The 13,562-nt window shown below is 64.9% G+C and carries 13 protein-coding genes and 1 tRNA gene; 11 read left to right on the top strand and 3 right to left on the bottom strand.

All coding sequences use genetic code 11. From position 1 onward, the window contains the following. The first annotated feature begins 140 nt into the window (after positions 1-140). Entirely contained in the window at positions 141-1,652 is a 1,512-nt protein-coding gene (locus HMPREF1316_RS13465) for a PASTA domain-containing protein (RefSeq protein WP_021727326.1), read from the top strand. A gap of 16 nt (positions 1,653-1,668) precedes the next feature. Further along, positions 1,669-1,887 (top strand): hypothetical protein, encoded by a 219-nt coding sequence (locus tag HMPREF1316_RS14210; protein ID WP_040652550.1) that lies wholly within the window; start codon positions 1,669-1,671, stop codon positions 1,885-1,887. 48 nt (positions 1,888-1,935) lie between these two features. Here the strand turns inward: HMPREF1316_RS14210 and HMPREF1316_RS12145 are convergent, their stop codons facing one another. Beyond that, positions 1,936-2,283 carry a hypothetical protein gene (locus HMPREF1316_RS12145; protein WP_021727323.1) on the bottom strand — a complete coding sequence of 116 codons (348 nt, stop codon included), beginning with the start codon at positions 2,281-2,283 and terminating at the stop codon, positions 1,936-1,938. Positions 2,284-2,701: 418 nt separating this feature from the next. On the opposite strand from HMPREF1316_RS12145, the gene HMPREF1316_RS12140 reads away from it, so the two are divergent. After that, positions 2,702-3,127, top strand: a complete 426-nt coding sequence (locus HMPREF1316_RS12140) for an Hsp20/alpha crystallin family protein (protein ID WP_021727333.1) — start codon at positions 2,702-2,704, stop codon at positions 3,125-3,127. A gap of 94 nt (positions 3,128-3,221) precedes the next feature. On the opposite strand, the gene HMPREF1316_RS12135 is transcribed toward HMPREF1316_RS12140, so the two are convergent. Then, entirely contained in the window at positions 3,222-4,055 is an 834-nt protein-coding gene (locus HMPREF1316_RS12135) for an MBL fold metallo-hydrolase (RefSeq protein WP_021727335.1), read from the bottom strand. A gap of 129 nt (positions 4,056-4,184) precedes the next feature. On the opposite strand from HMPREF1316_RS12135, the gene HMPREF1316_RS12130 reads away from it, so the two are divergent. The 8 genes from HMPREF1316_RS12130 to HMPREF1316_RS14205 all read left to right on the top strand — a co-directional run bounded on the left by HMPREF1316_RS12130 (position 4,185) and on the right by HMPREF1316_RS14205 (position 13,091). After that, positions 4,185-4,817, top strand: coding sequence for a peptidase T (locus tag HMPREF1316_RS12130; RefSeq protein WP_021727324.1), 633 nt, complete (start codon positions 4,185-4,187; stop codon positions 4,815-4,817). A 13-nt stretch (positions 4,818-4,830) separates the two neighbouring features. Continuing rightward, a complete protein-coding gene (gene tilS, locus HMPREF1316_RS12125; protein WP_021727330.1) occupies positions 4,831-6,387 on the top strand; it encodes a tRNA lysidine(34) synthetase TilS in 1,557 nt (518 codons plus the stop codon). Between the two features lie 12 nt (positions 6,388-6,399). Continuing rightward, positions 6,400-6,948 carry a hypoxanthine phosphoribosyltransferase gene (gene hpt, locus HMPREF1316_RS12120; protein ID WP_021727329.1) on the top strand — a complete coding sequence of 183 codons (549 nt, stop codon included), beginning with the start codon at positions 6,400-6,402 and terminating at the stop codon, positions 6,946-6,948. A 41-nt stretch (positions 6,949-6,989) separates the two neighbouring features. Continuing rightward, positions 6,990-9,014: an ATP-dependent zinc metalloprotease FtsH gene (ftsH, locus tag HMPREF1316_RS12115; protein ID WP_021727331.1), complete on the top strand. Its 2,025-nt coding sequence runs from the start codon at positions 6,990-6,992 to the stop codon at positions 9,012-9,014. Next, complete coding sequence (locus tag HMPREF1316_RS12110; protein ID WP_021727332.1) at positions 8,995-10,185, top strand: pyridoxal phosphate-dependent aminotransferase; 1,191 nt, start codon at positions 8,995-8,997, stop codon at positions 10,183-10,185. Before ftsH ends, HMPREF1316_RS12110 begins: the two co-directional genes overlap by 20 nt. A gap of 325 nt (positions 10,186-10,510) precedes the next feature. Beyond that, on the top strand, positions 10,511-12,448 hold the full coding sequence (locus HMPREF1316_RS13460; RefSeq protein ID WP_198009702.1) for a PAS domain S-box protein: 1,938 nt from the start codon (positions 10,511-10,513) through the stop codon (positions 12,446-12,448). Positions 12,449-12,637: 189 nt separating this feature from the next. Further along, the gene (locus HMPREF1316_RS12100) at positions 12,638-12,916 is read left to right on the top strand and encodes a hypothetical protein (protein WP_021727328.1); all 279 of its coding nucleotides are present in this window, start codon (positions 12,638-12,640) and stop codon (positions 12,914-12,916) included. A gap of 7 nt (positions 12,917-12,923) precedes the next feature. Further along, positions 12,924-13,091, top strand: a complete 168-nt coding sequence (locus tag HMPREF1316_RS14205; protein WP_021727325.1) for a hypothetical protein — start codon at positions 12,924-12,926, stop codon at positions 13,089-13,091. 308 nt (positions 13,092-13,399) lie between these two features. On the opposite strand, the gene HMPREF1316_RS12095 is transcribed toward HMPREF1316_RS14205, so the two are convergent. Then, positions 13,400-13,476, bottom strand: a tRNA-Arg gene (locus tag HMPREF1316_RS12095). Positions 13,477-13,562: the final 86 nt, after the last annotated feature.

Raw genomic sequence — 13,562 nt, 5'->3', positions numbered from 1 at the left:
ACCCCCTCGCCCATTGCAGGTCGCTTGGCGTGGGGGATTGGGCGCGGCGCGCCTCCGTGCTATCCTTGTGGCGGGCACACTCCGCCGCCGCATGGCGCTAGCAGCACAAACGTAATCCCGCCAGTATGAGAGGAGCGGCCATGCCTCACGACAGCGACAGGGGAGGGACCGCTCCCACACCCGAGGTCGACCCAACGACCCACACGAGAGGGCACGTGCCTGCGGACTCCCGTCCGGAGGTGGCTCAGACGCAGCTCAAGCCCCTTCCCGCTGACTTCAGGGGGCGACCCGACCCCGCGCCCGCAGGCGATGCGGACGTCGTGCCGCTTACGGGCGACCTTTCTTCCGGCGCCGCCGGCGACCAGGATGTCCCGGCGCCCAAGACCCGCGCCAGCCGTACGGCGCCCGTCATTCTCGCCGTGCTGATTGTGCTTCTTGTGGGCGTTGGGGTGTATGCCTCCTATGCCCTCGAGGTCTGGGGCGGTCGCACCGTTCCCGACGTCAGCGGTCAGTCGCAGGCCGAGGCTCAGCTCACCCTCGAGGCAAAGGGCTTCTCTGTCACGGTGGAGAGCCAGCCGACGGATGACGCCCCCGGTACCGCGCTGTCGACCAACCCACCCGCGGGGAGTCGCATGGATGCGGGCAGTCCCGTGACCGTGTACGTGGGAGTCTCCCGCACCATTCCCGATGTGCTGGGCAAGAACGTCGACGACGCAAAGGCCACCCTCATGGCGGCGGGTGCCCAGAACATAGCCGTCCAGCTCGTCCTCTCGGACAAGCGGGAGAACACCGTCATCGATGTCGATCCCAAGACGGGCAACGCCTTCAGCTCCGGCGACACCGTCACGCTCACCGTGGCAAGGCCCTTTGCCGTGCCGCAGGTGGTGGGCAAGACCCAGGACGAGGCGACGAAGGCCATCAAGGATGCCGGGCTCAAGGCGCAGGTCGTCTACGCGCCGTCCGACAAGCCACGTGGCACGGTCATCTCCTGCGACCCCGCTGGGGGTGCCAGGGCAAACCGAGACGCCACGGTCACGATCACGGTGTCTGCCGTGCTCCCCACCGACTACCATCACCTCGTCGACTACTACCAGAGCAACGCGCTCGAGCTCTCATACTTCCTTTCCCAGCAGGGCTTCACGATTGCCAGCTCCTACACCAATGGCTCGGGCCATCTCGAGGCGCTCTACAGCTCAACGGACAAGGGCGCCATCGTGCTCACCGACACGCCCTATTCGCATGACTTCGCCTTCGACGAGGGCGGGACGGAGGATCTGCTCCGCAGTGGGACGGCCTACTCGGGCCTGCGCCTCGAGTTCCCCGCGGCTGACCTGCCGTCAGATGCCGCGAGCCTCTCCGATGCCGCGCTGCAGCAGCTGGTGGCGATGTGCGGCCTCTCGGGGCAGCTGCGCTCCATCAACCAGGGCAGCATCGTGCTGCCGTCAGGCGTCACCGCCTCTGGCCAGCAGTTCGTGTGTGCCTATGGCGAGATGGGCGACTACTGTTGGACGGTGGAGATCGCCAATGAGGGCGGCGGCACCCGTGCGACTGCGACAGCCGCACCCAAGGCGCTCTACGCCTCCATGGACCTCTCGCCCTACGGGGGCAACGTCTGCGACATGATCGCCTACTATGACACGTACACGGCCTAGGGCCTCGGGGGGACGTATGGGTGAGTGGCTCACAGGGCATGACGCGCAGCCCGGGCAGGGGACGATGCGGCCGGCGCGTGCGATCTCGCCTGCAGGGGCGCATGCGACACCGTCGACACGGAAGCCCCCGAACCCCTATCTGCGCGCAGAGAACGAGGATGACGATGGCTACGACCCGTTCTCCGACCGCCTTGCGCGCCACGAGCCGCTCTTTGAGCGCGATCCCTGGATGTAGCCGCTGTAGCCGCCTATCGCCCGGCAAGGATCCGCGCGTGACGTGACGCTACATGGCCGAGTGCGTGAGCACCCACACGATGAGCACCACCGCCACGAGGAAGACGATGACGGCGACCGTGGAGATGAGAGAGCGGCGGCGCCTGGCCCGCTCAGGCGACTCGAAAATAGAGCGCTTGCCCTTGGGGACCTCCAGATAGCGACCGTAGCGATTGCCCTTGACCTGCCCCATGCCGCCGCGCGCCTTCCGGTAGGGCCTTCCCGAGAAGGCGCCGCCCCGAACGGCCACGTTGGAGTCGTGCGTGTACTCACCCACGGAGGCGCCGTCCTGGGCGAGGTCATCGATGGCGCTTTGTGTGACGTGAGGAGCCCTCTGGCGCATGAAGTCCGGTTGCACGCGCGAACGAGTCACCTCTTGAGGGGGAGTGTTCGGTGGTGCGGATGGCCGGGCGTGCGCGCGGCTCTCGCTCGTGGGCGCAGGGTCTGGGTTAGGGGTCTCGAATGTCCCATTTCCTGCAGGTTTCTCCTCGACCATGAGACCTCCCCAGTGCATGTGACAGAATCGCCGCAGTCCTTCTCAACGCGTCCCCATCATAGCCCACCACGATAGGTTTATTCGGTCGCAGCATAAAGAACAAATGACGCCCGGTGGGAATATCTATGTGATGCCAACTTAGATTAGCTATGTCCAAATAACTAAGAAATGAGCGCCCTCACGTATAAAAAGGACCATCCTGGGAACAAATGAGAATGTACAGACAAGGCGTCGGAGCACCCGGGGCAAGGGCGCCTCAGATTGCAAAGGAGTGGTCGTTATGGCAGGCATGGTTCCCTATGACAGGTACGAGAGGGCCCTTCGCAGGGCGTTCGATCCGTTTGACTCGTTCTTTGGCTCTCCGCTCTCGGTGCTGAGCGACGCCGACACCTTCAAGATGGACGTCGAGGACGCGGGGGATCACTATGCGATCTCTGCCGAGCTTCCGGGTGTGACCAAGGATCAGGTGGACGTCGAGCTCAATGAGGGCCGTCTCTCCATCTCGGTGGACAAGAAGGAATCCTCGGAGGAGAAGGACAAGAACTATCTGCACAAGGAGACCAGCGAGTGGCAGGCGACCCGCGGCGTGTACCTCAAGGATGCGGCCAGCACGGGACTGAGCGCAAAGCTTGATGGCGGTGTTTTGACGGTTACCGTCCCCAAGCAGGAGGAGAAGGTCAATGTCACCAAAATCTCCATCGACTAGTCACTCGCACCCGTGCGGACGCACGGAGGGGTTGGCTATGACTCGGGGTCGTTCGCTATGGCGGGCGGCCCCTCTGCGTCTTACGCCCCGCTCGCTACCACACGGCGAGCGGGGCGTCCTGACTGGCGACGCACACCGAGAGGTGGCCATCCCGCGTGTGGGCCTCTGCCAGCGCCCCACCGTCCGGCTCGACGGCATCGGCATCAAGCGCGCCGGCCAGCGTGCGGATGCACGTCCCGGGCGCGTTGTTCCTCTGTGAGACGTGCAGTGCCACCACGGACTCGGTCTCGTCTCCCACCAGGAGCGGAAGCGCCTCGGCGCACTGCCGGTTAGAGAGGTGCCCACGCTCGCCGCCGACGCGCTCCCGTAGGAATGGTGGATAGGGCCCATGGGCGAGCATGCCGACGTCGTGGTTCGCCTCAAGTCCCAGGATGCGCGTGCCTCGCAGTGCCTCGAGCGCCTCGGCCGTCAGCATGCCCGTGTCCGTGCACCAGCCCACCGCATCCACCGTCGCGCCTTCCGTGTCCAGCACCGAGAAGCGCACGCCAAACGGGTCGGCCACATCATGCGAGGTGGGAAAGAGCCGCAGCTGCATGCCAGCAAGCGCGAGCGTCTCGTCGTGCCTCACGAGGGAGAAGGGCACCCCTGCGAGGGACTTCCTGCCCCCCACCGTGCCTGCCGTGGCAAAGAGTCCCGCATCGAGCCGCCTGCTCAGCACCGGCAATCCCGACACGTGGTCGGCATGCTCATGCGTCACGAGCACGGCGCGCACACGTCCCAGGTCGCACCCGACCAGCTGGGCCCGGCGTTCCAGCTCCCTGAACGATATGCCACAGTCCACCAGTACGCCGCCCCCGGGCCCCTCCACGATGGCGGCGTTGCCCTTGGAGCCACTGGCCAGCACAAAGAGGTGTATGCGAGGCTGCATGGCACCGCTCCCCTCGAATGGGTCGATCCGACGTCCGCCGTCGCGGGCATCCACATGCTACCCTACGATGGAAACCGGGATCGCGCCACCCGTGCCCTTCCGGCACGACACATACGACGAGGAGCATCCTTGCGAGCATACGAGCGCCTACTCAGGTATGTCACCGTCCGCACGCCGAGCAACGCGGAGAGCAGCGGCCGCTTCCCCAGCTCGCCCGAGCAGTTCGACCTCGCCCGCCAGCTGGTGGACGGGCTTGGGGGACTGGGCGTCACGGACGTCACGCTGGGCGATGACTGCTGCGTCTACGCGAAGGTTCCCGCGACGCCGGGCAGGGAGGGCAAGCCCAAGCGGGGGGTCATTGCGCACGTGGACATGGTGCGCCACATCGAGACGTGCATGAGAGAGCGGTGGGGTGCCGGCATGGTGACCCTCACCATCCGAGACGAGCACAAGAACATGGAGTCCGTCATCAGGGACTGCCCGTATGCGATCGACTACGCCAAGGAGGCGACGTGCCGCGCCGTCATCGAGCTGGGGGGTCTCCGTCATCCGCGGCGACACCGATGGCTGCCAGCTGTCAGACCGTGGGCCGCCCTGCCCCAACGTGGGCGCCGGCGGCCATGGCTTCCACGGGCCCCTCGAGCACATAACGGTGGGGGGCATGGACCTGGCCACCAGCATGTGCGTGGAGCTCGTGAGGATCCATGCCAAGCGCTAGGCCGCGGACGCACCCGTCGGGTGCGCTGTGGGGCGGAATCGTGAGGGGAGGCTGCGGATGACAAGCGTGACGAGCAGATATGCCGTGGGCAGGCAGCGCCTTGGGCGGGCGTCCGGCCGCGAGGGCACAACGAGTCGTGCCCCCGTGGTGCTCATGGTGTCCGGCGGCGCCGATTCCACGGCACTCCTGGTGCTGGCCGCCACATCCACCTTGGACATAGACGATGGCCGTGGGCCCGCTCGCATCGCTCGCGAGCGCCTGCACGTGCTCCACGTCAACCACCGCATTCGTGGGGAGGAGGCCGACGGTGACGAGCGCTTCGTGCGCGACCTTGCCGCCCGGCTGGGCATCCCCTGCACCGTGCGGCGGGTGAATGTCCCCGAGCTGGCTCGTCGTGCCAAGGACGGCAACGCCAACGTGGAGAGCATGGGCCGCGAGGTGCGCTATCGTGCCGCCACCGCGCTCGCCAACGGGCTCTCATGCCAGGCGGACACGCCACGCGCCGCCGCCCGCATCCTCACGGCCCATACGGCGGACGATCGGGCGGAGACGTTTCTCATGAACGTCATACGCGGCACCGGCGCTGCGGGGCTGTCCTCCATCCCCCGCCGGCGCAACCGTGTCGTGCGGCCCCTGCTTGACAGCACGCACGAGGAGCTGTGTGGCATCCTGCGCCTGCGCGGAATCGCCTGGCGCGAGGACGCCACGAACGAGGACACGCGCTACCTGCGCTCCTATGTCCGTCATGAGATACTGCCGTTGCTGCGTGGCAGGAACCCCGCCGTCGTCTCCGCCCTGTCCACGACGTCGGACATCCTCTCCGAGGAGGATGTCTACCTCACCCACGTTGCCGCCCAGGCCTATCGCGAGCTTGTGCGTCGCCAGGGCGAGGGCCTGCGTGCGCTTGACGCACGCAGGCTGGGGGCCTGTGAGGTGGCCATTGCTCGGCGCGTGGTGCGGCGTGCCCTGCTGGAGCTGGTGCCGGACGCTCGTCTCGAGGCGCGCCACATCGAGCGAGTGCTCGCCCTGGTGGGGGCCGGCCATGGCTCGGCATCCATGCCGCGGGGCCTGGATGCGCGCGTGGAGTACGGCCTGCTCTTTCTGCATGCGTGCGCGGACGATGGGGTCGCCGCGCCCCCTGCGGCGTGGCTGCCCGTTCCGGGATCGCTCGAGCTTGCGGACGGCCGCACGCTCCAGGCTCGCCTGGCGGCCCCTCCCCAGGGCGGCCAGGCGCCAGACGTCGCCAGGGCCCATGGACTGGAATGGGGTGGCGCCTCCGTGCTGCTGGATGCCGTTGCCTGTGGCCTCGACCAGGGCGGTACCGGAAGGCTCTGGGTGGACGGACCCGCACCGGGCGACGTGTTCTGCCCCCTGGGCATGCACGGACAGTCCAAGAAGCTCTCCGACCTGCTGGGCGAGGCACAGATTCCCGCGATGGGCAGGGCGTTGGTGCCCGTGGTGCGCACGGCGCCCACCGGGGCGGTCGTGTGGGTTGCGGGCGTGCGTGCAGACGAGCGCTTTCGTTGTCAGTCGCATACAAAGCTGCTGCTAGAATTAACGATAGTGGGATCAGAAAACGGGGTGACGCCCCCACGGGGGCACGACGGACGCTGATGGGGGCATCGTATGGAGAAGCTTCATCCGGACATCAAGAGGATCATCCTCTCCGAGGACGACATCAGGGGGATCGTCACGCGCCTCGGCGCGCAGATCTCTGCGGACTACGCAGACAAGAACCCCCTGATCGTTGCCGTGTTGCGCGGCGCCTTTGTGTTCACGGCAGACCTCGTGCGCGCCATCACCATCCCCTGTTCCGTGGATTTCATGGCTGTGAGCAGCTATGGGGACGGCGTCAAGAGCTCCGGCGTCGTACGCATCGTGAAGGACCTCGACACCAAGGTCGAGGGCCGTCACGTCCTCATCGCCGAGGACATCCTGGACTCGGGCCTCACGCTCAGCTACCTCATCGGCATGCTCCAGGCGCGCAGGCCCGCCTCCATCGATGTCGCCACCTTTGCGGTCAAGGACATTGAGGGCAAGAGGCCCGCCGTGCGCCCGCGGTACGTGGGAACGCACGTGCCCAATGAGTTCATCGTGGGCTATGGGCTCGACTATGCGGAGCGCTATCGCAACCTGCCCTATGTCGGCGTGCTCAAGACCGAGGTATACGAATAGGAACCGGCGCAGGCCGCCGGTCGGCACGAGGAGTTCGCTAGGTGTCAAAGGACAAGAACGCACAGGATAAGAACGAGAGCAGCAAGGGGAACGGGCGGCCTCTGCACGATGCGCTGGGGGACGGCCCTGGATCGGGCGGCCCACACGGGCCTGCCGTCGGCATCATCGTGGCGCTCCTTCTTGTCGCCCTCGTCGTGTGGCCTGCGGCCCAGCGCCTCATTGCCAACGACCGGCCTACCGACAATCTTGCTACCAGCGAGTTTGTTGCTGCAGCGCGCGATAGGCGCGTGCATGACGTGACCTATAGGGTCTCGACGGGCGGCCTTGCGGGCACGTACTGGCGCGACGATGAGTCGCGGGGTAACGATGCGGCCCTCGTCAACTTCGAGAGCACCTATGTGGGTGACGACAGCCTCCAGGCGCTCATGGTCGCCAACCCGTCCGTGACCTTCAGGGTGGACACGTCGCCCGACCTCTGGAGCTCCCTGCTCTCTACCACCATCCCTATGCTCATCGTCGTTGCCGTGATGGTGTACTTCCTGCGACAGATGCAGGCGCAGAACGGACGAACGATGAACTTTGGCCGCGCCACCAAGGCCCGCACGAGCGAGGAGAGCCGCCCCAAGGTAAAGTTCGCGGACGTCGCTGGTGTGGACGAAGCCGTCGAGGAGCTCAAGGAGGTTCGCGACTTCCTGCGCGAGCCAAGCCGCTACCAGCGCATGGGTGCCCGCATCCCACGCGGCGTGCTGCTCGTGGGCCCTCCGGGCACAGGCAAGACGCTGCTGGCCAAGGCCGTTGCCGGCGAGGCGAGCGTACCCTTCTTCTCCATCTCGGGCTCCGACTTCGTGGAGATGTTCGTGGGCGTTGGTGCCAGCCGCGTGCGCGACCTCTTCAAGCAGGCCAAGGAGTCCGCACCCTCCATCGTCTTCATCGACGAGATCGATGCCGTGGGGCGCCAGCGTGGCGCCGGCCTCGGTGGTGGCCATGACGAGCGCGAGCAGACCCTCAACCAGCTGCTGGTGGAGATGGATGGCTTTGATGACAACTCGGCCGTCATTCTCATCGCGGCCACCAACCGCCCGGACATCCTCGACCCGGCGCTTCTGCGTCCCGGTCGCTTCGATCGAACCGTCACCGTCGACCGTCCCGACGTCAGGGGGCGCGAGAGGATTCTGTACGTGCATGCCAAGGGCAAGCGTATGGGCGACGATATCGACTATGCGCGCATCGCCAAGCTCACGCCCGGCTTTACGGGCGCCGAGCTCGCCAATCTCATGAACGAGGCGGCCCTGCTCGCAGCGCGTCGCAAGAGGGACAGCATCTCCATGGCCGAGGTCGAGGAGGCCATGGAGCGCATCATCGCCGGCCCGCAGAAGAAGGCGCGCGTGATGACCGAGGGCGAGCGCACCACCATCGCCTACCACGAGAGCGGCCATGCCCTGGTGGGCCACATCCTGGAGAACAGCGACCCGGTGCACAAGATCTCGATCATCAGCCGTGGGCAGGCGCTCGGCTATACGCTGCAGCTTCCCGAGGAGGATCACTTCCTGGAGACGCGCGATGGCATGCTCGACCAGATCTCCGTGCTCCTGGGCGGCCGTACGGCCGAGGAGCTCTTCTGCGATGACGTCACTACCGGCGCGAGCAACGACCTCGAGCGCGCCACCAAGATGGCGCGCGAGATGGTCACGCGCTATGGCATGAGCGACGAGCTGGGTGCCCAGGTGTTCGCCGAGGCGCAGCACGAGGTCTTCCTGGGACGCGACTACACCAACCATCGCGACCTGTCAGCCGAGACCGCCAAGCGCATCGATGACGAGGTGGAGCGCATCATGCGCGAGGCCCACGGACGGGCGCGCAGGGTGCTGAGCGAGCGGCGTGCCCAGATGGACACCATGGCGCGCGTGCTGCTGGCAAACGAGACCGTCGAGGGTGAGGTCGTGGACGCCCTGCTGGATGACACCTGGGACGAGTACGTCCTGCGGCATCCCGAGGCGGCCGTGGCCCCCTCGACGTCGGATCAGAACGCGGAAGGGAGCTCGGACCATGACGACGAGCGGGATTAACCGGCAGAGCTACGCCTATGGCGCATCAAGGTCATCCATTCGCGAGATCGCGGCCTATGGCAGCGCCCGCAAGGCGGAGATCGGCGCCCAGAACGTCTTCGACTTCTCGTTGGGCAACCCCTCCATTCCCGCTCCCGATGCCGTCCGCGCATCCATCGAGCGCTCCCTTGCGCTGCCGCCCGTCGAGCTGCATGGCTACACCCCGGCAAACGGCCTGCCCTTCGTGCGCGATGCGGTGGCCAGCTCGCTCAACGGTCGCTTTGGAACAAGCTATGGCGCCGATGACCTCTACCTCACCTGTGGGGCCGCCGCGTCGCTCTCCATCACGCTCAACGCCATCGTCAACCCCGGTGACGAGGTCATCGTGATCGCGCCGTACTTCCCGGAGTACCGCGTGTGGATCGAGATGGCAGGGGCTGCCTGCATCGAGGTCATGGCAGATGAGGTGACGTTCCAGATCGACTGCGAGGCCGTGCGCGCGGCCATGACGCCCCGCACCAAGGCCGTGCTCATCAACTCGCCCAACAACCCGGTGGGTTCCGTGTATTCGCCCGCCAACCTGGCACGGCTCGCCGCCGTGCTCGAGAAGCGCGGACGAGCCCTGGGCACGCAGGTGCATCTGATTGCCGACGAGCCGTACCGCGAGATCACCTATGGTGCCGAGGTTCCTTGGGTGCCCGACGTCTACGAGCGCACCATCGTGTGCTACTCCTACTCCAAGAGCCTGAGCCTGCCGGGCGAGCGCATTGGCTGGATCCTGATTCCCACAACCAACCCTGATCATGACGAGCTGCTGCCTGCCGTCGCGGGATCCGGTCGCAAGCTGGGCTTTGTGTGTGCCCCGGCGCTCTTTCAGCGCGTCGTGGCCGATTGCGTGGGCGTGTCCGGCAACGTGGAGGCCTATGCCCGGAATCGCGCGACCCTCACGGAGGGGCTCTCTCGCCTGGGCTACGAGTACATCGAGCCCCAGGGCGCCTTCTATCTGTGGGTCAAGGCGCTGGAGCCCGATGCGGAGGCCTTCTTCCAGCAGGCGCGGAAGCTGGAGCTGCTGCCCGTTCCATCCGACAGCTTTGGCTGTTCGGGATGGGTGCGCGTGGGGTATTGCGTCAGCCACGAGACGATCGTGAGCTCCATGCCCGCCTGGGAGCGACTCAAGGACCTCTACCGCTAGGCGTCTCCTACCGTACAGGAGCCATCTGTGGGGCCGTTCCGCTTGGGAGGGTGCGTCAGGTGGGCGATCATGGGGCGTTGCGGGTGTCTGTCGGGCACGAGGTCCAGCGCTTCTTCAAGGATGAACCAGGTATGACAAATATTTTTCATACCTGGTTGTGGTGGCAGTTGCATTTCCAATGGCATGTGCCACCGATAATCGATACAGTTACTCATACCTATGATTTTAGTAAATTCATTTAGTTATGTGTATGTGCACGTCCGGACATGTAGGGGAAGTGAGCATCTTGCCAACTGGCGAACAGGATGGGAGCCTGACAGCTCGTATGGATATTCCCCCATCGATGGTGGATGACTGCTCTACGCCCGTCGCGTGCGTGTGTCTTGATGGACCCAAGAGCGTGCTCTACGCGAACGAGGCGTTCTGCGCCCTCCTTGGGTATTCACAAGGCGAATTTCATGACATATATCGAGATGGTGGCCACACCCTGAACGAGCTTGTGCATGTCGATGACCGCAGCTACGTCAACCGTGTGCTGGACACGATGGAACCCGGTGCATCCGAACTCATGCAGCTCCGTCTGCGTACCCATGACGGTGGCCTGCGTCCCATCTCAATGGTGTGTGGGCTCTCCAGAGCGTCACACGACGGTCGCATGGCAATGCTTCTGCACGTGGACTTTCACACCATCGACTATAAGGGCCAAGCCACCTATGACGAATACTTCGGCGGAGTGCGCCAGTTCATCGACTGGCTTGTTCCCTATGCGGTTGCCGAGTACACCATCGGCGAGAACGGACACTTCATCTTCCTCAACAAGTACGTTCTCGAGAGCCTTGGCTTTACGGGCACCATGCCTGAGCGTGCGCCTGGCATGCACAGCCCCCTGTTCTCCATCTTTCCCGTTGATACCATCGCGCGCATGACGCGGCGCGCGTTTGCCAACGTGACCGAATCCAGCCGCACGGCGCATGCGAGCGGCTACCTGTACGGCATCGGCTCCACTGGCGTCGACCTCGACGGCAAGGTCATCAAGATCAGGGGAGAGGTGCCTGGCCAGGACATCTATCGCTTCGTGGGCTCCCTCTTCTCGGATGATGAGCAGTCCCTGCGCACCGGGGAGCTCGCTAGGCTCGTCGACGCCTTCTCAGAGGCGCTCGCGGTCTTCTCGTTCGAGAAGGACCTCACCTTCCTGCGCTGCCTCTGGACGCGTATGCCCAGCGAGCTGGGCGTCTTCGCCAGCGTATCCGTCAACCTCAACCTGGACGATGGTACCGCGCATTGGGAGTCCGTCAGGCCCCTGGGGGCGCGGGCGGACATGGCGCGTCGGTATCACGACTTCCGTGATGGCAAGGTCGTGCCCGACCTCGAGGAGCCCGTCGACTTCGAGTGGAAGGTGAGCGACTTTTCTCGCAAGTTCAGTGGCAACTTCCTCACCGTCGGTGATGGCGGCCTGTACTTTGTGGTGCGTGACCGGAACGAGGCGCCCGTCACGGACGTCGAGTGTGACAGCCTTGCCTCAAGCTCTGCCGATCCCGAGGATTGCCCTGGCAGGGAGGCGGATGGCGAAGTCAGCTCCGACGTGACACGGGGCCGAGAGGCTGGTGCGGCTGCCACCGATGCGTCGGATCCTCCCACCGTGGACGCGGGCCAGGTGGAGAGGTTTCTTGCCACCGTGCCCGGGATGGAGTCCGTCGACCCCACGATCGTGGCTGATGTGCTGAAGACGCTTGCCACGACGGGGAAGCCTCCCGCATCGCTTGTCCCTGCCGTGCGCCCCGGCGTACTGGGGTCACCCCCTCTGTCGTTCGAATCTGGCGAGGATGACCCACTGGGGGGCAGGCACGTCTCCATCCATACGTTTGGGCTGTTTGACATCTTTGTGGATGGCGTGCCCGTGTCATTCAAGAACGAGTCTGCCAAAGAGCTGCTGGCCCTCATCGTCAACCGGCGCGGCGGCTTCGTGACCTCTCGCAAGGCAACCTCCACGCTCTGGCCCGAAGAGCCTGTCAACAAGACCACGATGGCGCGCTATCGCAAGGCGGCGATGCGCCTCAGCCGCACGCTGGAGCAGTATGGCGTGCAGGCGATTCTCGAGAAGGATGGTGGCTCGCGTCGCATCAACCCCTCCCTCGTGGACTGCGACCTGTATAGCTACCTATGGGAGGGCCATACGAGTCTGTTCAAGGGCCGGTACATGTCTGAGTACAGTTGGGCCGAGGACTATCTCGCGGAGCTTCTCTACAACCACCAGGGTCGATAGACACAGTTCTGACCATGCGCATGCCATCCGCTCGTGTCCCATGGACACCCCCGATGGGAGGGAGCACAGGTGGAACGCCGCCAGTACCATTCGATATACCCATATGATCCCTGTGTGCGGCCGGGGGAAACGTCTTCCCCAGTCTTCCCCATATGATTTCTCGTGGCTCAAACGACCCTAGGGGTGGCAATGAAGGATGGACGGCTCACGCCGGAAGAGCGTGTCGAGCTCATCGAACTCGATGCGGTCGATGACGTCTCGGCCCGGTACATCACCTATTCCAAGGCGTTCAAGGAAGGGGCTATGCGCCGATACGAGGCGGGCGAGACGCCGAGCGCCACCCTTGCCTCGGTGGGCCTGCCCTCGAGCCTCAGTGGCCATAAGCGCATCGGGCATGCCATGATCACTGGAAAGAGGCCAAGTGCAGGGGATGCCTCGTGGGAACCGATGCCCTCAGGTGTGCCATAGGAATCAGGTGGAGCGCCTCAAGAGGGAGAAGTGCAAGGCCATCGTCAAACAGCGCGAGATTTGTCGCTGCGAGCGACAGGAGTACGAGCGCCGCATCATGGAGCTCGAGCGGGAACCTGCCGTCCTCAGGCGGACCGTCGCCGCATGGGTCTTCCACCTGAACGCCCCATCATAGGGCAAGGGTTCGTGCATGCCGTCCTGCGCGCGGGGTCACGCCTGTGGGTGTCACTGCATTCGTGTGGGTGCCTTTTGCTTCCTGTGGGTGTCAATCGATGCATGTGGGTGCGAATCTCCCGGATGACATCGACAAAATCGCAGGTCGCTGGAAGCCATCGTGGGAGAATCGCACCCACATGTCGCAAAAGGCACCCACATGCCAGAAGCATCGCGCCCACAGCGAAGGCTGGATCAGGCTGGGCCACAGGTTGTGGCCAGGTACAGCTAGAGACAGAAAGAGCCCCTTGCGGGGCTCGTTGCGGCAGATGGTGCGGCGTACAGGATTCGAACCTGTGACGTTCTGATTCGTAGTCAGACCCTCTATCCAGCTGAGGTAACGCCGCGTGCAAAAGGTATAGTGCCACGTGTCGAGGGGGACTGTCAAGCAGAAAGTAAAACCCGGTCGGGCAAGCCAGCCGGGCAGTATGCT

Source organism: Olsenella profusa F0195, assembly GCF_000468755.1.
Lineage (GTDB): Bacteria > Actinomycetota > Coriobacteriia > Coriobacteriales > Atopobiaceae > Olsenella_F > Olsenella_F profusa.
This window is presented reverse-complemented; position numbering and strand designations above follow the sequence as displayed.